This is a genomic window from Kitasatospora sp. NPDC052868 (assembly GCF_044547105.1).
Lineage (GTDB): Bacteria > Actinomycetota > Actinomycetes > Streptomycetales > Streptomycetaceae > Kitasatospora.
On record NZ_JBITZW010000001.1, the window covers coordinates 186,286 to 207,091 of the forward strand.

At 74.6% G+C, this 20,806-nt stretch carries 16 protein-coding genes and 1 riboswitch; of the genes, 5 read left to right on the forward strand and 11 right to left on the reverse strand.

The features are described 5' to 3' along the window. Nucleotides 1-68: 68 nt before the first annotated feature. Complete coding sequence (locus tag ACIGZJ_RS00850) at nucleotides 69-959, forward strand: arylamine N-acetyltransferase (RefSeq protein WP_396455286.1); 891 nt, start codon at nucleotides 69-71, stop codon at nucleotides 957-959. Between the two features lie 16 nt (nucleotides 960-975). Here the strand turns inward: ACIGZJ_RS00850 and ACIGZJ_RS00855 are convergent, their stop codons facing one another. Further along, nucleotides 976-2,451 carry a glycoside hydrolase family 3 N-terminal domain-containing protein gene (locus tag ACIGZJ_RS00855; protein ID WP_396455287.1) on the reverse strand — a complete coding sequence of 492 codons (1,476 nt, stop codon included), beginning with the start codon at nucleotides 2,449-2,451 and terminating at the stop codon, nucleotides 976-978. 65 nt (nucleotides 2,452-2,516) lie between these two features. After that, nucleotides 2,517-3,536 carry a ParB N-terminal domain-containing protein gene (locus ACIGZJ_RS00860; protein ID WP_396455288.1) on the reverse strand — a complete coding sequence of 340 codons (1,020 nt, stop codon included), beginning with the start codon at nucleotides 3,534-3,536 and terminating at the stop codon, nucleotides 2,517-2,519. Nucleotides 3,537-5,362: 1,826 nt separating this feature from the next. Here ACIGZJ_RS00860 and ACIGZJ_RS00865 point away from each other — a divergent pair. The 4 genes from ACIGZJ_RS00865 (at nucleotide 5,363) to ACIGZJ_RS00880 (ending at nucleotide 10,910) form a co-directional block, all read left to right on the forward strand. Continuing rightward, the gene (locus ACIGZJ_RS00865) at nucleotides 5,363-6,376 is read left to right on the forward strand and encodes an LLM class flavin-dependent oxidoreductase (protein WP_396455289.1); all 1,014 of its coding nucleotides are present in this window, start codon (nucleotides 5,363-5,365) and stop codon (nucleotides 6,374-6,376) included. A gap of 410 nt (nucleotides 6,377-6,786) precedes the next feature. Next, the gene (locus tag ACIGZJ_RS00870; protein ID WP_396455290.1) at nucleotides 6,787-9,210 is read left to right on the forward strand and encodes an acyl-CoA dehydrogenase family protein; all 2,424 of its coding nucleotides are present in this window, start codon (nucleotides 6,787-6,789) and stop codon (nucleotides 9,208-9,210) included. 66 nt (nucleotides 9,211-9,276) lie between these two features. Next, nucleotides 9,277-9,534: a phosphopantetheine-binding protein gene (locus tag ACIGZJ_RS00875; protein ID WP_396455291.1), complete on the forward strand. Its 258-nt coding sequence runs from the start codon at nucleotides 9,277-9,279 to the stop codon at nucleotides 9,532-9,534. After that, nucleotides 9,531-10,910: a condensation domain-containing protein gene (locus ACIGZJ_RS00880; RefSeq protein WP_396455292.1), complete on the forward strand. Its 1,380-nt coding sequence runs from the start codon at nucleotides 9,531-9,533 to the stop codon at nucleotides 10,908-10,910. The genes ACIGZJ_RS00875 and ACIGZJ_RS00880 overlap by 4 nt, the downstream gene beginning before the upstream one ends. 92 nt (nucleotides 10,911-11,002) lie before the next feature. Here ACIGZJ_RS00880 and ACIGZJ_RS00885 read toward each other — a convergent pair whose 3' ends face one another. The 9 genes from ACIGZJ_RS00885 to ACIGZJ_RS00925 form a co-directional block, all read right to left on the reverse strand. Then, nucleotides 11,003-12,337 (reverse strand): bifunctional folylpolyglutamate synthase/dihydrofolate synthase, encoded by a 1,335-nt coding sequence (locus ACIGZJ_RS00885; protein WP_396455293.1) that lies wholly within the window; start codon nucleotides 12,335-12,337, stop codon nucleotides 11,003-11,005. Continuing rightward, entirely contained in the window at nucleotides 12,331-14,112 is a 1,782-nt protein-coding gene (locus ACIGZJ_RS00890) for an AMP-binding protein (RefSeq protein WP_396455294.1), read from the reverse strand. Before ACIGZJ_RS00890 ends, ACIGZJ_RS00885 begins: the two co-directional genes overlap by 7 nt. Before the next feature lie 4 nt (nucleotides 14,113-14,116). Continuing rightward, on the reverse strand, nucleotides 14,117-14,941 hold the full coding sequence (locus tag ACIGZJ_RS00895; RefSeq protein WP_396455295.1) for a phytanoyl-CoA dioxygenase family protein: 825 nt from the start codon (nucleotides 14,939-14,941) through the stop codon (nucleotides 14,117-14,119). Nucleotides 14,942-14,999: 58 nt separating this feature from the next. Beyond that, nucleotides 15,000-16,181 carry an acyl-CoA dehydrogenase family protein gene (locus ACIGZJ_RS00900; protein WP_396455296.1) on the reverse strand — a complete coding sequence of 394 codons (1,182 nt, stop codon included), beginning with the start codon at nucleotides 16,179-16,181 and terminating at the stop codon, nucleotides 15,000-15,002. Nucleotides 16,182-16,221: 40 nt separating this feature from the next. Then, nucleotides 16,222-17,007 carry an SDR family NAD(P)-dependent oxidoreductase gene (locus ACIGZJ_RS00905; RefSeq protein ID WP_396455297.1) on the reverse strand — a complete coding sequence of 262 codons (786 nt, stop codon included), beginning with the start codon at nucleotides 17,005-17,007 and terminating at the stop codon, nucleotides 16,222-16,224. 126 nt (nucleotides 17,008-17,133) lie between these two features. Then, a complete protein-coding gene (folE, locus tag ACIGZJ_RS00910; RefSeq protein ID WP_396455298.1) occupies nucleotides 17,134-17,763 on the reverse strand; it encodes a GTP cyclohydrolase I FolE in 630 nt (209 codons plus the stop codon). Between the two features lie 48 nt (nucleotides 17,764-17,811). After that, nucleotides 17,812-18,717 carry a dihydropteroate synthase gene (gene folP, locus ACIGZJ_RS00915; RefSeq protein ID WP_392927320.1) on the reverse strand — a complete coding sequence of 302 codons (906 nt, stop codon included), beginning with the start codon at nucleotides 18,715-18,717 and terminating at the stop codon, nucleotides 17,812-17,814. Nucleotides 18,718-18,750: 33 nt separating this feature from the next. Beyond that, nucleotides 18,751-19,101, reverse strand: a complete 351-nt coding sequence (locus ACIGZJ_RS00920; RefSeq protein WP_396455299.1) for a 4a-hydroxytetrahydrobiopterin dehydratase — start codon at nucleotides 19,099-19,101, stop codon at nucleotides 18,751-18,753. Nucleotides 19,102-19,519: 418 nt separating this feature from the next. After that, nucleotides 19,520-20,725 (reverse strand): phosphoribosylaminoimidazolecarboxamide formyltransferase, encoded by a 1,206-nt coding sequence (locus tag ACIGZJ_RS00925; RefSeq protein WP_396455735.1) that lies wholly within the window; start codon nucleotides 20,723-20,725, stop codon nucleotides 19,520-19,522. Next, nucleotides 20,708-20,793, reverse strand: a riboswitch (ZMP/ZTP riboswitch). Its footprint overlaps the gene before it by 18 nt. Between the last annotated feature and the right edge of the window lie 13 nt (nucleotides 20,794-20,806).

Consider the following 20,806-nt stretch of genomic DNA (forward strand, 5'->3'; position numbering starts at 1 on the left):
GGGGGCGGGAGATGGACCCGCACGTCAGACCCTGTCGAACGGCGTGGACGGCTGCTACGGTTCCGACCATGCCGACGACCACTATCGCTGGATATCTCGACCGACTCGGCCTCGCCGGCGACCTGGCGCCCACCGTCGGGAATCTGCGACGACTGCACCGCGCCCATGTGGAGAGAATTCCCTACGAGACGCTGGACTTCCAGCTCGGAACGCCCGCGGGGATCGACCCGCAGGAGTCGTTCGACCGTATCGGGCAATTCCGCCGGGGCGGTTACTGCTTCCAGCTGAACGGCGCTTTCCTGGTCCTTCTGCGAGAACTCGGCTACCAGGTCGGGATGCACCGGGTCGGCGTCCAGAAGGTCGACGAGGCGGAGCCGGTGGGGGTCAACGGCAACCACATGGCGCTGACGGTCGGCGGGCTGCCGACGCCGCAGTCGCCCGACGGGCGCTGGCTGGTCGACGTCGGTCTGGGCTTCGCCTTCCACGAGCCCCTCCCGCTGCGGCCCGGCCTGACCGAGCAGGGCCCGTTCGGGTACCGGCTGTCGGAGTCCTCCTGCGAGCCCGGCGGCTGGCGCCTGGACCACCGCCCGCTGCGCGGTTTCGCGGGCGCCGACATCTCCGTCCGTCCGGCCCGAGCCGAGGACTTCGCCGACCAGCACGCCCACCTGTCGACCTCGCCCGAGTCCGACTTCGTCCGCCTCGCCCGGGTGCAGCGCAGGGACGCCCTCGGCACCGACCTGCTGCTGGGCCGGGTGCTCACCCGGATCGACGCGGCGGGCGATCAGCGCCGTGAACTGACCGGCCCCGACGAGTGGTTCGAGGTGCTGCGGACCCGCTTCGGCCTGCCCCTCGACGAGCTCGGCGCCGCCGGGCGCGAGCGGCTGTGGGCGGTGGTGTGCGACGGCCACGAGGCCTGGCTGCGGCAGGGCGCGGCCCTACCGGGCGCGCGGCGGGGCTGACCCCCCGGCGGCGGTCTCACCACCGGTCCCTCGGGGCGCCCGCCGCCCGCCTGCCGGACAGCAGCTCGGCCGCCGCCATCGCGTTGACCAGGCCGGCGCCGAAGGTCTTCAGCACCACCGTGCCGGCGGGGGCGGGCAGGTCGCGGAAGCCCATGTCCACCAGGACCGCGTCGGGGCGGCCCGCCAGCAGTGCGGTGAGCACCCCGGTCTGCCAGGCGTCCGCGGTCTCGGCCCTGACCACGACGGCCAGTGGCACGCCCGCCGGCAGGTCGAGGTCGGCGGCCGCCGTGCCGGGTGCCACCGTGAGCGCCCCGGCGAGCGCGCCGAGCCGCGCCATCGGCTCCGCCAGACCCCACGGCACCGTGCCGCAGGAGATGTTGGGCTCCGGGCGCAGCTCGACGACGAACCGCGCGGAGGGCGCGGGCAGCGTGCCGCGCACCTCGACGGCCCGGCGGGCGGCCGCCAGCCCGACCCCGCCCAGGTCGCCGGCCGGCCTGACGGGGGAGGAGGTCCACTTGCGCAGCCGGGCGACCCGCTCGGCGGCCTCCTCCAGCCGGGACAGCGGCAGGACGCCCTCGGCGACGGCCCGCCGGGCGCTGTCCCGGATCTCCGCGCAGATCCCCTCGCCGTCCTGCGGCCCGATGATCATCAGGTCGACGCCCGCGAGCCAGGCCCGCACGGCGGCGCCGCCGAACCCCAGCCCGGCCTGCGCGGACCGCATGTCCAGCGAGTCGCTGATCACCACGCCGTCGAAGCCGAGTTCACCCCGCAGCAGGTCGGTGACGAACCGCGGGCTGAAGGTGGCCGGGGTGTCGTCGATCGCGCCGACGACCACGTGCCCGGTCATCACGGCCTGCACGCCCGCCTCGACGGCCGCCGTGAACGGGTGCAGGTCACGGGAGCGGAACTCCGCGGCGGGGGTGTCCACGACGGGCAGCTCGAAGTGGGAGTCGACCCGGGTGGCCCCCAGACCGGGGAAGTGCTTGGCCGTCGCGGCGACGCCGTGGCGCTGCAGCCCCTCGACGAAGGCCCGGGTGTGCGCGGCCACCCGCGCCGGGTCGGAGCCGAACGACCGGGCGCCGAACACCGGCATGTCGTACCCGGGACAGACCTCGACGGAGGGGGCGAGGTTCAGCGAGACGCCCGCGTCGATCAGGTCGGCGGCGATGGCGCCGGCCACCTGCGAGGTCAGCGCCGGATCGTCCACCACGCCGAGGGCGAGGTTGCCGGGGTAGTTGCTGCCCCGGTGGTACTCGACCCGGGTGATGTCGCCGCCCTCCTCGTCCAGGGCGACGATCAGATCCGGGCGGTGGGCCCGCAGCGGCTCGGTGACCACCTCGCGCACCCGGCCGTCCAGGAGCCCCAGGTTCGCGCCGAACAGCACGATCCCCGCGAGCCCGTCGTCCAGCTCGCGCCGCAGCCAGTCGGTGGGCGCCGCGCCGCCGTAGGCCGGCAGCAGGCAGGAGTTGACCAGAGTCGACAGACGGTCCATCAGTTTCCCTCGGCTGTTCTTTCGTGCGGGGACGTGTCCGGTTGAGGCCTTGTGTCAGGCAGGCCCTAGGCCGACGCGCGGTGGCGCTGTTCCAGCTGCTTGGCGAACTCCCGCCAGGAGTCGCTGCAGCGGTGCGCGAGGTCCGCCACCGTGCCGACGCAGTGGCTCGGCACGGTCTCGACCACGGTCTGCCACTCGTCCGGCTCGATGACGTGTCCGCCCAGCCAGCGGAGCAGGTTGCGCCCGGCGTCCGTGAAGCGCAGCGACGGGTCCGCGACCAGGATCCGCATCGCCATCGCCACGTCCCGCTGGCTGCGCCGCTCGACGGCCGGGGCGGCGGGAGCGCCGTGCGGGAGGACCGCTGCGGCCTCGGCGCCGCTCGCGGCGGGCACGCCGCGCAGCCGCGGCTGCGGCACCGGGTCCTCGCCGCGCAGCACGCGGGCGCGGACGTCGGAGGCGGTGCCCAGGGAGATGCCCGCCTCCCTGGCGATCCGGCGCAGCGGGGTCTGCGGATCGGCTTTGACCAGCTCACCGGCGGACCGCCGCCCCTCGGCGCTGCTCAGCGGACGGCGCTTGCCGTCCCGGCCGATCCGGGCCTGGAGCGTGGCCACCTCGGCGTCGGGCTCCTGGCGCATGGCGCCGACCGCCTTGGCGGCGAGCCCGGTCGCCTCGGCGATGGCCCGGTCGGACCACTGGGGGTGGGAGACCAGGATCCGCGCCACCGCGGCGCGGCGGTCCGCCAGCGAGAGGGGCAGGCCGTGCGTGACGTTGAGCCGTACGGCGAGGAGGAAGAGGTCCTTCTCGTCACCCTCGACGAACCGGACGTCGATCCGCTCGGCGCCGCGCAGCCGGGCGGCGTGGACGCGGTGCATCCCGTCGATCACCCGCATGCTCGACCGGTGGACGACGATGGGCGGCAACGGCGTGTCCGACTGCGCCAGGACCTGCACGTGGTCCGGGTCCTCGGCCTGGAGTCGCGGCGAGTCGGCCGATCGCAGTGACGCGATGGGGACCGACTCGGTCGTGCGCTCCCCGGCACCGTCCTCGCTGAGCCCCAGCACCGCCGTATCGAGCCGGCCTTCCATCGGAAACTCCCCCTTTGTCATCGAACTCGGTACTGGCCATGGGAAATCGGGCCCGGGCGGCCTGCTCGCCCGCGCCCCGCCGGTGTCGGTCCATGGCACCGACACCGGCCGCCCTGCAACACCCCGCCCCTGACCGGTGATCCGCCCGCCACCGGTGCGCGCCGTCCGAGGCGACCGGTTGCGGCCTGCACGCACGCGCGGCTGCGGAACGGGCGACCCTATGACGAGGGCCCTTCGGTGGCGGCAGGGCGCCGCGCCGCACCGAGTGGATCCGACGCGGCGTCATGGGTGGGTGACGGTTCGCGTCGGGACGGGCTCCGGTGGACGGAGGCCTGCTGGTCCGGTCGGCCGCGCGGAGTGCGCATGCCCGGGTGGGAGCACGGCTGCCGGGGCTGCCCGATCGGGCCGGGGTTCCCAGGGCGACCGGACAGGACTGGGCCGGGTCACCCGGCGCGGTGCGGCTCCGCACTGTCGGCGGGTCGGGTGCGCGGCGCGCTCGTGCCGAGGGCCGCACAGTCCGCCGACGCGGCGAGCGGGTCCGGCGCCACGCCGTGGCCGGCTCTTCGGCGTGCCTGCGGCGAGGCGTCTCTTCGTCGGTGTTGGGCCCTCATGTATCCGATATCCCCGTCAGAAATCAAGCACGGATCGGTCGGGGCCGTCCTGGACCCGGCTGCGGATCGCAGGTAATGAACGGCCCGCCGAGTGGGGGTTGCAGCCGGCCGAGGCGGCCCCCGGCCCGCATTCAAAGGACCTTTGAACGCGAGTAACGGGCTCCCCCGGAGCCGTAGTTGACGACACCCCCAGCGGTCATGCGATGCGAAACGTAACAGGGGCGCAGTTCCTATGTCTAGACCAATATGGGCGGCTCCCCCGAGTTCAATGTGGGATATGGCGCCACAGATGCGCGAGGGTCGCGGTGGAGTAGGGCGGAGGCGTTCCGGCGGGCGACCGGAGTGCGGGCTTCCGCTGCACGGGCGACGTAATTTCGCCGACTCCCTTGAGGGCATTGGTTCATGACGAACCCGCAGGTGCGGTTCGGTGCGGCCCTGCTCGTGCGGGTGTGTCCAGAGCGTGCAGAACTCGGGGATGTTTGACCCGTCTGACGGGTGGCTCCCTGCCTCGATGGTGCTGCGCCGAATGGGGTTGACGGTCGGTCACCATCGCCGGCTGTGCCGTGCAAGGAATGTCTACGCGCGTTACGTGGATTGGCGGCGGGGTCGGATCCCGGGGTGCCACCGCCGATTCACCGCTCCTCGGCGGCGATTTCCGGACGGATTGCCGGCGCGGATTGCGGGAATCGGCCGGGGGGATCGGTCATTGTGGGTGCGACCATTGATTCGCGGCCCCGCAGGTGGGGGGATTTCATTCTGATTGGATTCGGATTTGATTCTGATCGGATTCCGGTCGACGGCGTTGTGCCGCCCGGTCGGCGAAACGTGAAGCGGCCGCCGGCCTCGGCGGGCCGCCCGCCGTCCGACGGTGTTCCCGGGAGGGCTGTTGAGGACGGGCGGGCGGTGGTCTAGCGTGACTGCCGCCGGACCCCCGCCGCGTGGCCCTCGGAGCCCGCGGCCCCCGGCCGGCGGGTCGGGCGCCCGCCGCAGGGCCGAGGAGGCCGTCGGAGCACCCGGACCACCCGGACCACCCCGTACGACCGGCCCGTCCGGGCCGCGACCTCCCATGAGCCCGGCCGGAGCCCTCCCCACCCTCCCGGCCCACTACCGGACGCCGGCCGGCCGCGTCGGCATTCCGTGGGGAATTTGCCCGATCGCCTCCCCGCGGAGAACCCGAAAAGGCACCAGCCCGCCGAGCAGACCAGGGATTACACGGTGAAACACGACTTTGACGTCTACGCGACGGCCGCCACGTCCCGACCCGGCGAGGGGCACGGGCTCTCCGCCCTCGGCGAGGTCTCCCGGAATGCCGAGGAGCACGGGTTCACCGGATTGCTGGCCTTCTACAACCACCGCAACCTCGATCCCTGGCTGGTCGCGTCGACCATGATGGGGTGCACCGAGCGCCTGGTGCCGCTGGTCGCCGCCCAGCCGTACGCCGCGCCGCCGTTTACCGTGGCCCAGATGGTCTACACGCTGACCACCCTCCACGGCCGCCGGGTGGACCTCAATCTGATCACCGGCGCCGCGGGGGCCGAACTGGCCCAGGTGGGCGAGACGCTGGACCACGACGAGCGCTACCGGCGCGCGGTGGAGTACGTCTCGGTGATCCGCGGGCTGCTCTCGGAGCCCGGCCCGCTCCACCACGAGGGCGGCTACTACCGGTACGAGGGCCTGCGGATCAACGCCCCGCTCGCCCCCTCGCTGATGCCCCGGGTGTTCGTCGCCGGTTCGTCGCCCGCGGGTCTGGAGGCGGCCCGGGCCGTCGCCGACGTCGCGATCACCCACCCGGAGCCGGTGGCGGGGTTCGCTGCGGACTTCGCGGGCGCGCTGGCCGGAGGACCGCGGATCGGAATCCGGGTGGGGCTGGTCGCGCGGCCGACCGGCGCGCAGGCCTGGGCGGCCGCCCGCGAGACGTACCAGGACAGCCGGGCGTCCCGGATGACGGCGGCCATGCGCCGCAGGACCGGATCGGACTGGAGCCGGCGGCTGGCGGTCCTGGCGACCGAGGGCGACGTCTACGACGACGTGTACTGGACCGGTGCGTACCGGGCCGACAAGGGGACCCTCCCGCTGCTGGTCGGCGACTACGAGGCCGTCGCCGGCTACCTCGCCCGGTACCTCGAGGCGGGCGTGCGGGTGGTCCTGCTCGGCAACATGAGCACGGCGGAGGACTTCCGGCACGCCGACGCCGTGCTCTCGCTGCTCGGCCGGACCCGGAGCACTTGAACCCCGAGCAGTTGAACGCGGAGCACTTGAACCCGGATCACTTGAACGCGGAGCAGTTGAACGCGGCGGGGCGGCGCGGGGAAGGTCGGCGACGGACCGCACGGCCTGTCCGGGTTCGGTCCGGGAGGGGCCCGGGAGGGGTCGTTCAACTGCTGCCCGGGAGCAGTTGAACGACCCGTCCGCGAGGGCCGCTGACGGGTGCTCAAAGCGTTCGACGTGAACGCCCCGCCCCGTGTGTATCTTCATCCGAGCGTGTTCCCCGGGGGTCGTACGCGGTGGGCCGGGCAGCTGGGCGGCCGCGCGGCCGGGGCTTGGGCGACCGGGACTTGGGCGCTGATCGAGGAGCTGCCGCCCCCCTGTCACAGGACCGACCGGAAGCGGTCGCCCGCAACCGTGAGGAACCAGAAGCGATGAAGGCGACCACGCTGGTCGAACAGTTCGGCAGCCCGCTCTACGTCTACGACCTGGCCCGGGCCACCGAGGCCGCCGCCGCGCTGCGCGACCGGCTGCCGACCGGTGCCACCCTGTTCTACTCGCTCAAGGCCAACCCCCACCCGGACGTCGTGCGCACCCTGCGGTCGGCCGGCTGCCGCGCCGAGGTCAGCTCGGCGGGCGAACTGGACGCGGCGCTGCTCGCGGGCCACGCCGGGTCCGACTGCCTGTACACGGGGCCCGGGAAGACCGCCGCCGAACTGGCGCACGCCATGCGCTCCGGCGTCACCTGCTACTCCGCCGAGTCGCTCGACGACCTGCGGCGGATCGGCGCGGCGGCCGAGCGGCACGGGGTGACGGCGCAGTGCCTGCTGCGGATCAACGGGACCACCGGCGCCGGGTCCGCCGGGCTGCGGATGACCGGCACCGCCTCGCAGTTCGGGTTCGACCTCGACGCCGCGGCCGACTGGGCCGGCGCCGTCGCGGAGGTCCCGAACGTCGAACTGGTCGGCCTGCACCTGTTCGCCCTGACCAACGCCGGGGACGAGGCCGGACTGATCCGGGAGCTGGTGGCGAGCGTGCGCACCGCGGCGCTCCTGCGGTCCGAGCACGGGATCCCGGTGCGGCTGCTCGACCTCGGCGGCGGGTTCGCGCACCCGTACGCCGTCCCCGGCGAGCGGCCCGACTACCCGCTGCTGCGGGGAGCCCTGGAGGAGGAGCTCGACCGGCGGTTCGCCGGGTGGCGCGACGGCGCCCCGGAGGTGGCCTTCGAGTCGGGCCGCTACCTCAGCGGCTCCTGCGGGCAACTGCTCACCAGCGTCACCGACGTGAAGGAGAGCAAGGGAAAGACCTTCGTGGTGCTCGACGCAGGCGTGAACACCCTCGGGGGCCTCGCGGGCCTGCGCAGGCTGCCGCCGGTCCGGGCCAGGGCGGTGACGGCCGACGGCCCCGACCCGGACCCCGCGGCGGAGCGGCGGGTGACGCTGGTCGGACCGCTCTGCACCCCGAGCGACACCCTCGCGCACGACGCCGTGCTGCCCTGCCCGGCGCCGGGCGACCTGCTCGCCATCCCGAACACCGGTGCGTACGGCCTGACCGCCAGCCTGATCGGCTTCCTCTCCCGGCCCGCGCCCGCCGAGGTCGCCGTCCTCGACGACCGGGTGGTGTCCGCCACGCTGCTCGAACTGCGGCGGGACGCGCACCCGTTCGGCCCGGAGCGGGCCGCCTCGCCGGCGGACCGGGCGCGCGGGATCCTCCCGGTGATCGCCGAGCACGCCCGCGCGGTGGACACCGAGGCGCGCTTCCCCGCCGAGGCCCTGGCGGCCCTGCGCGGCAGCGGCCTGATGGGGCTGCTCGTCCCGGTCGCCCAGGGCGGACTGGGCGGCGGGCTCGCCGACCTCGTCGAGGTGGCCGGGATCCTGGCCTCGGCCTGCCTGTCCACCGCGATGATCTGGGCGATGCACTGCCAACAGGTCGACGCCGTCGTCCGGTTCGGCACCGCCGAGCTGCGCGCGGACCTGTTGCCCAGGATCGCGGCGGGCGAGGTCTACCTCGGCTCGATCACCTCGGAGAAGCAGACCGGCGGCCATCTGCTGACCAGCGCCGCCCCGCTGCGGGAGACCGTGGACGGCCTCGTCGTCGAGCGGGACGCGCCCATCGTCACCGGCGGCGCGGTGGCGGACGGCTTCCTGGTCACGATGCGCGACGCGCCGGAGGCCTCGCCGCGGCAGGTCACCCTGGTCTACGTCGAGCGCGGCCAGGCCGACATCCAGGTCGGCGGCGACTGGAACCCGCTGGGCATGCGGGGCACCCACAGCGTCGCGCTGCGGCTGTCCGCCGTGGTGGCGCCGCATCAGATCGTCGGCACCAGAGGGGAGTTCGCGAAGGTGGCGGTCTCCGGCTTCGCCCCGCTCGGCCACATCGGCTGGTCGGCCTGCTGGCTCGGCGCGGCCCGGCAGGCGCTGGCCGAGCTCATCACGGTGCTGCGCTCGCCGGTGCGTCCGTCCTCCCTGGACCTGAAGTCCGACCTGGTCGCCGAGCGGCTGGCCAGGATCCGGATGGACCTGGAGACGGTCGGCGCCTATCTGCGCCAGAGCGAGGAGGAGGTCTCGCGCTGCCGCGCCCTGGGCACGGACCCCGCCGAGATCTCGGTGCAGATCCATCTCAACACCCTGAAGGTGCTGGCCGCGGAGCTGTGCCACCGCGCGGCCGACCGGTGTGTGGAGCTGGCCGGACTCGGGCTCGGCTACCGGGCGGACTCTCCCGTCCCGCTGGAGCGCCACCTGCGCGACCTGCGGTCGGCGAGCCTCAACTACTCCAACGACCGCCTGCTGACCGCGACCGGAACGCTGTGCCTGGTCGACCGGGAGGTCCGGCTCCTCGGGAGCGCGGCGTCCGGCTGACGGCCGACAGGCGGGGCCGGCGGTCACCAGGCCGTCGGACCACCACCACCAGAGCGGAGCAAGACCGTGCCCACCGAATGGACACCGCAGTTCGAGCAGGTACTCCGGGAGCACCTCCCCCTACTGGAGGCCGATCAACACCTGCTTCCCGAAGCCCAGTTGACGGCGCTCGGCCTGGACTCGCTGGCGACGGTGCAGCTGCTGATCGGACTGGAGGACGCCCTGGAGACGACCATCCCGGACGCGATGCTCACGCCCGAGAACTTCGCTACCCCCGGCGCGCTCTGGGCGGCGATGACGAGCCTGGCGACCCCGCAGTCGTGAACGAGGACGTCACCCGGGCCCAGGTGGTCCGGATCCCGGTCGGCGGCCGGCGCTCGGGCACCGCGCCCCTCACCTGGGCCCAGCGCCTGCAGTGGAACGACACGGAGTGGATGAAGCCGCACGACCACCACTTCAACCAGGGCAAGGTGCTGGCCGTTCCGCCGGACTGCGGGCTGCCGGAGGTGGTCGAGGCCGTCGGCGCGGTGGTGACCCGGCACGAGAGCCTGCGCACCCGCTACCCGGTCGACGCCGGTGGCGGACCGGTCCAGCGGCTCGCCGACGCCGAGGAGCTCCTGGTGCCCGTCTACCGCACCTCGGCACCGGATCCGGCGCGGGCCGCCACCCGGCTGTGCGACCGCCTCCGGGCCGAGCGGTTCGAGCTGACCGAGGAACTGCCGCTGCGGCTCGCCGTCCTGGAGCACGGGGGGAGGCCCCGGTACCTGGTGCTGGTGGTGTCCCACGTGACCCTGGACTACTCGGGCCTCGTCCTGCTGACGGAGGAACTGGACGCGCTGCTGCACGGCCGGACCACCCCCGCCGGGTTGGCCCCCGTGCACCACCAGCACTTCGACCAGGCGGCCGCCGAGGCGACCCCGCGGCTGCGGCAGCGCTCCGCGGCCGCGCTCGGCTACTGGGAGCAGGTCCTGCGCGCGGCGCCCGTCAGCATCTTCGACCCGCCTGCCGGTACCCCGCCTGCCGGCACCCCGGTGGCCGACACCGATCCGGACCGGTTCGGCCAGGTCACCATGGTCTCGCCGGCGCTGACGCTCGCCACCGGAACACTGGCCGACCGGCTCGGGGTCAGCAGCACCACCGTGCTGATGGCGGCTCTGAACGTGGTGCTCGGCGCCGTCACCGGGCGGGCGGAGGTCCCGGTCAAGCTGATCGCGTCGAACCGCGGGTTCCCCGAGCTGCGCGACCTCGTGGGCATCGCCCTCGGCAGCTGCGTCACGCTGGTCCCCACCCGCGACCGGGGCTTCCCCGAGGTGGTCCGCGACACCGGCCAGGCCGCGCTGCGGGCCTACCGCAGGGCGCAGTGCGACCCGGTGGAGCTGTCCGCGCTGCGGGCCGCGGTGAGCGCCGAACGCGGCGTGGCGGAGATCGAGTTGTCCTGCGGCTTCAACGACATGCGGCCCGCGCGCACGCAGGCCGCCGCCGCGCGGGAGATCTCCGACCTCCGCCCGCGCACCGAGGTGGTGTGGGACGGTCCGCGGCCCCGCCAGGAGGTCAAACTCTGGTACTGGGCGCAGGAGTCGGACGGCGTCGACGTCCACCACGCCCTGGTCGACCTGCACTACCTGCCCAGGGAACGGACGGAGGAACTGCTGCTCGCGGTCGAGCGGGTGATCGTGTCGGCGGCCGTCGGGGCGCCCTGACGGAAGTACCCGGCGAGCGCCCAGAAGACCCGGCCGCCCCCTCCGTCCAGGACGGAGGGGGCGGCCGGGTCTTCTGCCGACGCGGGGTCCGCTCAGTCCGCCAGCAGCCGGTTGCGCACCGCGCCGACCAGGTTGAAGGACCCGGTCACACAGATCAGGTCGTGCTCGCCGGCGAGCGAGAGGGCCAACCGGTAGGCGTCCCACGGCTCGGCGGCCTGGTGGACGGGCAGGTCGGGGCGCAGGCGGCCGAGGATCTCCGCGATCTCCCCGGTGGAGCGCCCGGAGATCGCGCCGAACTCGGTGTGGGCCTGGTAGCCGGTGGCGACCACGACGTCGAAGGTGTCGGCCACCAGCCCCAGGGAGCGCTCGCCGTCCCGCCCGGGGGCCAGGGCGAGCACCCCGATCCTGCGGCGGCCCGCGTACACCTCGCCGAGCGCCTGGGCCAGGGCCTCCAGCTTCGGCGGGCAGTGGGCGCCGTCCAGGACGACCTCCGGTGCGCGCCGGACGGTCTCCAGCCGCCCGGGGACGGTCACCTCGGCCAGGGCCTTGCGCCAGTGTGCCTCGGCGACCGGCAGGCCCCGGGAGCCGAGGGCCTCGACGGCGGTCACCGCGAGGGCCGCGTTGGAGACCTGGTGGCGGCCGCGGGCGCGCAGCCGCAGGCCGGACCGGTCGCCGCCCGCGCCGGAGAGCCGCCAGCCGGTGCCCTCGGTGTCGACGGACTCGATCTCCGCGGTGAAGTCCCGCCCGAGTTCCAGCAGCGGCGAGCCCGTCTCGGCGGCCCGCGCCCTGATCACCTCGGCCAGCTCGGGCCGGGTCACCCCGCTCACGGCGACGGCACCGGGCTTGATGATGCCGGCCTTGTGCCCGGCGACCGTGAGCAGGCTGCCGCCCAGCATGTCGACGTGGTCGTCACCCACGTTGGTCACTACGCTGACCAGCGGTTCGACCACGTTGGTCGCGTCGGTGGTGCCTCCCATGCCCACCTCGACCACCGCCACGTCGACCTCGGCGTCGGCGAAGTAGCGCAGGGCGAGGGCGGAGACCGACTCGAACCAGGTGGGCCCGATGCCGTCGACCAGGCGCCCGAGCGCCCGGGCGCGGTCCATCAGCTCGCCCGCGCCGATCGCCCGGCCGTCGACGAGGAAGCGCTCGGTCAGGCTCCGCAGGTGCGGCTTGGTGGAGAGGCCGACCCGGTACCCGCCGGCCTGGAGCATCTCGGCGATCATGCGGGCCGTGGACCCCTTGCCGGCGGTGCCGCCGACGTGGACCACCGGGAGCCCGCGGTGGGGGTCGCCCAGGACCGCCATCAGCCGGCGGACCCGTTCCAGGTCGAACTCCTCGTCCCAGTGGCGGGGCCGCGAGGAGGCCAGGACGGCGTCGTAGAGGTCCTGGGGGCTTACCGCGTCGCCCGCTTCGGGGTTCAGCACGGCTCTTCTCCTGTCGCCGGGGGGAGCGGTGCCGCGCCCTCGGTGAGTTCTGCCACCAACCGGGTGAACCCGGCCAGGGTGGGGTGGGTGTAGAGGGCCTCGGCGGGCAGCTCGACCGCGAACTCCTCCTCGATCCGGGTCAGCATCAGCATGGCGCCGACCGAGGTGCCGCCGAGGTCGAAGAAGCCGGCGTCCACGCCCGGGTCGTCGGTGGTGTGCTCGGCCCAGACCGCGCGCAGGAAGGCCGCCGGGCCCGGCGCGGCCGGCCCGGCGGCGGGCGCGGTGGGCGCGGTCGGCACAGCGGCCAGCAGGTGCCGCCGCACCTTGCCGGTGGCCCCGCGCGGCAGGTCCGGGACGAACCGCACCACCGAGGGGACCTTGTGCCGGGCCAGCCGCTGCGCGGCGAACCGGCGCAGCTCGGCGGCCTCCACCGGTCGGCGGGCGACCACCACGGCGGTGACCCGGTCACCGGCCGCGCCGTCCGGCTCGCCGTGGACGGCGAGGTCCGCGACGGCCGGGTGCCCGGCCAGCACGGCCTCGATCTCGCCCGGTGAGACCCGCATGCCGGCGACGTTCAGCACGTCGTCGGCCCGGCCGTCGATCCGCAGCAGTCCGTCGGCGTCCACGGACCCGAGGTCACCGGCCCACAGCCAGCCCTCCCGGTCGAGGTCCCGGACGTCCTCGGGGGACACCCACAGCCGGCGCGCCGGAGCCCCGGCGTACCGCAGCCAGACCAGGCCGGTGGCGCCCGGCGGCAGTTCGGCGAAGTCCTCGTCGCGGATCGAGACCAGGGTCCGGCCGACCGGGGCGCCCACGGCCTCGGGCCGCGCGGGGTCGAACAGCATCGCCGCGCCGGCCGGGAGGATCTCGGTGGCCCCGTACATCCGGAGGACCCCGGCGAGCGGGAAGAGCCGCTGGACGGCGGTCAGCAGGGCGGCGGTGGCGGCCGCGGTGGAGACGGTCACCACGCGCACGCTGTCGAGGCGGTAGCCGCCGGTGTCGGCCGCCACGAGGGCGGCCGCCGAGGCGGGCACCAGCCCGATCCGGTCGGGGCGGTACCGGTCGACGGCCTCCAGCAGGCGGCGCGGGGCCGGGTCCGGCAGCGCGATGTAGCTGCTCCCGCCGCCGATGTAGGCGCCGTTCAGGATGCGCTGGCCGCCGGCGGTGCCGATCACCGTGGAGTGCAGCGAGCGCTCGGCCCCGGTGGGGACGACCAGACCGGAGGCCTGGTCGACGGCGAGCGGGGCGAGCAGGTTGGCCTCCGAGCACGCGATGATCTTCGGGCGCCCGGTGGTGCCCGAGGTGCAGACGAGTTCGGACACCTCGGCCACCGGCACCCGCGGCGGCGCGGGCCCGTCCGCGGCCGGGACGGTGGCGCTGTCCAGCCAGACCGCGTCCCCGGTGAGGGCGTCGGGCCGTTCGGCGCAGACCACGTGCGAGGGCCGGACGGCGGCGATCAGCCCGGCGATCTCGGCGGCGGTGAAGCGGGCCGACACCGGCAGCACCGTGGCGCCGGCCTTGAGCGCCGCCGCGTGCCAGCAGGCGAACGACACCCACTGGTCCTCGGGGAAGACCAGTGCGATCCGGCCGCCCGGGGCGGCGCCGTGGTCGGACAGGTGGCGGGCGAGCGCGTCCGACCGGGCGTCCCACTCGGCGTAGGTCAGCTCGGGGCCGTCCACCGTCGCCAGCACCACGTGGTCGGGCCGCTGCGCCGCGCTGCGCCGCAGCAGGTCGACCCGGGTGGGCGCGGACGGGCGCGCCGTCGGTGCGGTCATGCCGTCACCCGGCCCGGCGCAGGGTGAGCCGGGCGTCGGCCGCGGGCACCACGGGGGCGGTGTCGCGCGCCACCAGGAACTCCGGCCTGGTCGGTGCGGCCGGGGCGTTGGCCACCGCGTTGTAGGTGATGAGCAGGAGCGCCCTGCGGTCGGGCGAGAGGTTGTCGGTCGAGGAGTGGACGATGCTCGGGTGGAAGGCGTGCACCGTGCCGGCCGGGCCGACCAGCAGCTCGGTGCCGTGCTCGGCGCCGAGCCGGGCGGCCAGGTCGGGGGAGACGGTGTACGCGAGGTCCGCGGACACGTGGTCGCGCCAGTCGCCCGAGCGGGCGGTCGGCTCGGGCAGGTCCAGCAGGCCGAGCCGGTGGGACCGGGGGATCACGGTCAGCGGCCCGTTGCCCTCGTGGGCGTCGTCCAGCGCGATGGCGATGTTCACCGCGTCGGGCCGGGGCATGCCGTCCTCCTCGCGCCAGAACGCGTAGTCCTGGTGCCACGGCCATGCGGCGCCCTCGTACGGCTGCTTGAAGTTGACCTTGAACTGGTAGACGTAGACCGGTCCGCCGAGCAGCGACTCGGCCAGGCCGACCAGCTCCGGCAGCCGGACCAGCGCGGCGCACAGCTCGTCCCAGGTGTGGCAGCCGTGGACGGCCCGGGTGCTCCCGCCCTGCTTCTCGTGCACGACCTCGGGGCGGCGCCGGCCGCCGAGTTCGGTGATCCGGCCGCGGACGGCGGCCACCGAGTCGCGGTCGAGCGCGAACCCGGCCGGGTACCAGCCGGTCTCGTGGTACTGGGCGACGGCGTCCGGGGACGCGGCGGGTGTCGGGATGGTCAAAGCCGCCTCCTGAGCGGGGTGGATGAAGGTCGGGCGCGCGGCGTCGGCGCAAGCGGCGTCAGAGGAAGTTGCTCTGCGGGTCCAGGCCGAGGGCTATCCGGCCCTGGAGCTCCAGCGCGGTGTCCGGGTTGAGCGCCGCGTGCAGGCACAGGGCCTGGATGTCGCGCCGCATCCGCTGCACGGGCACCTCGGACCGGATGGAGGAGGCGCCGCTCGCCGAGCAGACGATCTCGACGGCCTCGTGGCAGAGCCTGGCGACGTACGCGGCGGACGACCGGGCCGCGGCGCGCTCGGCGAGCGCGTGCGCGGTGTGCGCGGCGCCCAGCCGCTCGGTGCGCTCCGCCAGGTCGTCGGCCAGCAGCCCGGCCAGCCGCAGCTTGAGGCCGACCTCGCCGAGCTGGCGGTGGGTCAGCGGGGCGAGGCTCTGGTCCGGGTACGGGCTGAAGGTGATCTGCCGGCCGGGGGCCCGCTCGACCAGGAACTCGGCCGCCGCCCGGGCGATGCCGAGCGGCGTGCCGACGTTGAGGGTCGAGAACAGCGGGAAGACCTCGTACCGGGGTGCGGCGGGGGCGGCCTGCGGGTCGCCGCCGGGCAGCGTCGTACCGACCGGGAAGGGCAGCACCCGCTCGGCCGGCACGGCCAGGTCCGCGCACTCGACGGTGTTGCTCCCGGTGCCCTGCAGGCCGGAGGCGTACCAGTCGTCGTGGACCGACAGATCGGCGGTGGGCACCAGCACCAGGACGTGTTCGCGGGTGCCGTCGGGGGCCTGCCGAAGCGCCCCCAGGATGTCCCAGTGGGCGTCCGGCACACCGGTGTTGAACCCCCAGCGGCCGGTCAGCCGGGGGCCGCCCGGTCCGTCCGCCAGGACGCCGGTGGGGCTGAGGCTCACCGAGATCCGGGCGGCCGGGACGGCGAACACCTCCGCCGCCACCCGGTCGGGGAACAGGCCGGTCAGCCAGCAGCCGGTGAGGTAGATGGACGCCGTCCAGGACGTGGAGGCGCACCCCCGGCCCAGCTCGGCGAGCGCCCGCACCTGGGTGGGGAGGCCGGCCTGCCGCCCGCCGTGGCGCTCGGGGACGGCCAGGCCGAACAGCCCCGCCGTGGTGAGGGCGTCCACCACGGCGGGGACGAGGCGGCGGTGCCGCTCGGTCTCGGCGGCGTGCCGGCGCAGCAGGGGCACCAGGCCGGCCAGCGCCTCGACCTCGGGTTCGGCGCTGTTCGCGCCCGGGACGACGTCCATCGGTTCTCCTGGAGCTCGGTACGGCCGGACCTCGGTCCGGTCACTTGGACGGCGGTTCGAAGCGCCCGTCGGCGGCGGTCCACCCGCCGTCGACCGCGAGCACCGCGCCGGTGACGAAGGTCGACGCGTCCGAGGCGAGGTAGACCACGGCGCCGGCGATCTCCTCCGGGCGGGCCCAGCGGTTGAGCACGCTCTTCTCGGCGTACGCCCGGTACCAGTCGGGCTCGGCCATGATCTGCGCGGTGAGCGGCGTCTCCACGATGCCGGGGGCGATCGCGTTGACCCGCACCCCGCTCGGCCCGAACTCGGTCGCCGCGGCCCGCAGCAGCTGGGCCACCCCGGCCTTGCTCGCCGAGTAGACGCCCTGGCCGGGTTCGAGGGCCACCGCGCGCATCGAGGAGAACCCGATGATGCTGCCGCTTCCCCGGGCCGCCATCGGGCCGCCGAAGGCCCGGATGACGTCGAAGGCCCCCCGGAGGTTGAGCGTGACGACCCGGTCGAACTCCTCGGCGGAGTAGTCGAGCAGGCGCTTGCGGACGTGGGTGCCGGCGGTGAGCACCAGGACGTCGACGTCGCCGAGCAGCTCCGCCGCGCGGGTCAGCGCCGGCCGGTCCAGGACGTCCAGCTCCAGCGGGCGGGCCGCCGGTCCGGCCTCCTTCGCGGTCTGCTCGGCCGAGGCCGGGTCGAGGTCGGCGCAGATCACCTCCGCCCCCTGGGCGGCCAGCGCCAGGGCGGCCTCCCGGCCGATGCCGCTGCCGGCGCCGAGGACGACGGCCCGGCGGCCGTCCAGCCGGAACATGCTCGTGTAGTCCAGTGCGGTGGTCATGTCGGAGGACCCCTCGTGGTGGGCCGGACGCGGCGGCTTGCGGCCGGTTCGGCGGATGGTCGGTGCTGCGTCGGTGCCGCGCCGGTGCTGCGTCGGTGCCGCATCGGTGCTGCGTCGGTGCTGCCGTCAGCGCTGCGTCAGCGCCAGGAACTCCTGGCGCGACCGCGCGTCGTCGCGCAGGGTGCCGAGCAGGGTCGAGGTCACCGTGTCGGTGCCGCCGGCGCGGACGCCGCGCAGGGTCATGCAGGTGTGCTCCGCCTCGATGACCACGCCCACGCCCTTGGGGGCGAGGCGGGTGTCGAGCCAGTCGGCGATCTGCTTGGTGAGCCGCTCCTGGACCTGCGGGCGGCACGCGAAGTGCTCCACCACGCGGGCCAGTTTGGAGAGGCCGAGGATCCGGTCCTTCGGCAGGTAGCCGACGTGGGCGACGCCGACGAACGGCAGCAGGTGGTGCTCGCAGACCGAGCGCAGCGGGATGCGCCGGGCCAGGACCAGTTCGTCGTAGCCCTCGTCGTTGGGGAACGTGGTGAGGTCGAACGGGCGGGGGGTGAAGAGCTCCGCGTACGCCTTCGCCATCCGGCGCGGGGTGTTGCGCAGGCTCTCCGAGTCGGTCGGCACGCCGAGGGCGGCGAGGAAGTGCCCGGCGGCCTCCTCCGCCGCTGCCAGGTCGGGGGCGGCGCCGCCCCGGGCGACGTGGATGTGCTGCTCGGGGACGGCCGGGATGACCGTCGGTTCGGCTGTTCCAGCGGCAGGCATGGGTTCCTCTCGGGGCAGGGGGCCTGGCGGCCCGGACGTGGCGGGTGCTCAGCCCGCGGGGGTGGGCTGCGCGCGCAGCAGCCGGTCGCACATCAGGGCGGCCTGCTTGTTCAGCGGCACGTTGTGGATGCGCAGCATGTCGACCCCGGCGGCGATGCCGAGGCCGGTGGTGGCGACGGTGGCGCCGTCGCGCTCGGCCGGGGTGCCGCCGACGACCTCGCCGATGAAGTTCTTCCGCGAGTGCGACAGCAGGGCCGGGGCACCGAGTTCGCGCATGGCGGCGAGGTTCCGGAAGAGCACGAGGTTCTGCGCGGGCGCCTTGCCCATGCCGAGGCCGAAGTCGGCGATCAGCCGGTCGGCGGCGATGCCCTGCTCCTGGGCGTAGGCGAGCTGCTCGCGCAGGTCGGCCATCACCTCGGCGAGCACGTCCCGGTAGCCGGCGTCCAGCCAGTAGCCGCCGTTGGGCCCGGTGACGGCGACCGACCTGCGGTTGTGGGTCAGGACGAGCGGGACCTCCCGCTCGGCCACCACCTTGGCGAGGTCGGCGTTCCAGCCGCCGTCGGTGGTGCGCAGCCCCCAGCAGCTGTTGATCATGTGGGCGCCGGCGTCGAGGGCGGCCTCGGCGACCCTGGCCTGGCAGGTGTCGACGGAGACGGCGACCGGGACCTCGGCGCTGACGGCCCGCACGATCGGGGCGACCCGGGCGCGCTCCTCCTCCCACGGGACCGGGGCGGCCCCGGGGAAGGTGGGCACGCCGCCGATGTCGACCACGTCGGCGCCGTCGGCCAGCGCCCTGGCCGCGATCCTGATCGCCTGGGCCTCGGCGGCCGGGGTGGCGTAGACGCCGTCGCCGCTGAAGGAGTCGGGGGTGGCGTTGATGATGGCCAGGATGTACGTGCGGCTCCCCCAGTGGATGTCCAGGGGGCCGACGGTGGTGGTGGTTCCTGCGGACACGGTGCGTTCTCCTCTCGGACTCGGTCGGCGGGCTCAGCCGGCGGGGGTCAGGGCGGTCTCGATGGACGCGGCCAGGGCCGCGTCCGCCGCGGTGACCGCGCCGAGGGTGTGGGTGTTGCAGCGGAAGGTCAGCGAGAGCACGGCCGGCAGCTTCACGGCGGGGTCGTCCTGCGGGGTGCGGACCGGCGGGCGCCAGCGGATCTCGATGTCGGGGTGGTGGTTGGCGGCCTCCGCGACCTGCTCCACGCGGCTTACCGTGGCGAGGAGTTCGGGGAAGGTCGACGGTTCGAAGACCCGAACCAGGGCGTTGTCCTGCTGCTGCCAGGCGGCCGGTACGGCCGGCGCGGCGGGGTCGGTGGGGTCGGTGGGGGCGGTGGCGGTCACGGGTCTCTCCGGGGATGGGCGACTGCGCGGGCAGGCGGATGGGCGGGCAGGCGGATGGGCGCGATCGGCCGACCGGTGGGAACCGGCGGGCGGGTCACGGTGTGGCGTCACTGGGGGGCGGGGAGGTCCCGCCGACCGATGGGGCGGCCCGGACGCGGCGCGTCGGGTGCAGGCCCCGGGCGGGCCGCGAGGGGGCGGCCGGCCTCGTGGGGCAACGGCCACCGCCCATTTGATCAAGGTAATCGGATCGGCTGTTCAAGTACAGGCCGGTGGGCGTCCAGCGCCGCGCCAACTCGCGCTGGAACCAGGGGGTTTGCCATCGGCGTCGAGCTTCGGGGCGGCCGGTCGGACCGGCCCTGAAACGCCACCGGGGCGCCGCGCGGGAGTGCGCGGCGCCCCGGTGGCGTGGCCGGTCGGATCAGTGGTGGAACAGCCGCAGGCCGGTCCTGGCCAGGGCGATGCCGTGCTCCCGGCAGGCGTCCTCGACCTCGCCGGACCGGATGGACCCGCCGGGCTCGGCGATGCTGGTGACCCCGTGCCGACGGGCGTGGTCGACGTTGTCGCGGAACGGCAGCGAGCCGTCCGAGACGAAGGACACGCCGCTCAGCCGGGCGAGCCAGTCGGCCCGCTCGGCCGGGCCGAGCGCACCGGGCTCCACCTCGACCGCCTCGTGGAAGCGCGCGCGCTCGTCCGCCGTCAGATCGCCCTCGATGAAGCGGATCTGCCAGTTCACCCGGTCCTGGCGGCGGACCTCGGGCCGGAACGCGAGGCCCTGCACGAGCGGGTGCCGGCGCAGCCACCAGGTGTCCACCTTGGCGCCCGCGAGCCGGGTGCAGTCCACCCGCGACTGCTGGCCCGCCCCGATGCCCAGGGCCATGCCGTCCCGCACGTAGCAGACCGAGTTGGACTGGGTGTAGCGCAGCACCGCGAGGCCGAGCAGCAGGTCGGTCCTGGCCTGCTCGGGCAGGGTGCCGACCTGGACGTCCGCCAGCAGGTCGGGGGTGAGCGCGGTGGTGTCGCGGTCCTGGGTGAGGCGCAGGCCGAAGACGTCGCGGTTCTCCTGCTCCGGGGGCTCGAAGGCCGGGTCCGCCTCCATCACCAGGAAGCGGCCGTTCTTCTTCTTCGCCAGGATCTCCGTCGCGCCCGGGGCGTAGCCGGGGGCGACGATGCCGTCCGAGACGACCCTGGCGAGCAGTTCGGCCAGTTCGACGTCCACCTCGTGGGAGACGGCCACGAAGTCGCCGTAGGAGGACTTGGGGTCGGCGTCCCTGGCCCGGAGGTAGGCGCTGGTGAGCTCGCCCACCGAGTCGGCGTCCACGCCGTACAGCCGGGCGGTCGCCTCGTCGATCCCGCCCGCCAGCGCGGCGCCGGCCGGGGAGACGTGCTTGAAGGAGGCGGCGGCCGGCCGGTCGAGGGTGCCGGCGGCCTCGCGCACCAGCTGCCAGGAGTTGAGGGCGTCCAGCAGGTTGATGTACGAGGGCCGGCCCTGCAGGACCCGCAGCGGCAGGCGGTCGGGGTTCACCGGGACGGCCCGCGCCGCCGCCTGCTGGGGGTTGATGCCGTAGCGCATGTCCACGTGGGTCTCCTCAGATGACGGGACAACTGGGGAAGACGCCCAGGCGATCGACGTCGGCTCCGTGTGGGGGCCGCTCCCCTGTGGTGCTCCACTGTTCGCCAGTCGCGGCCGGGAAGGACCATATCCTCA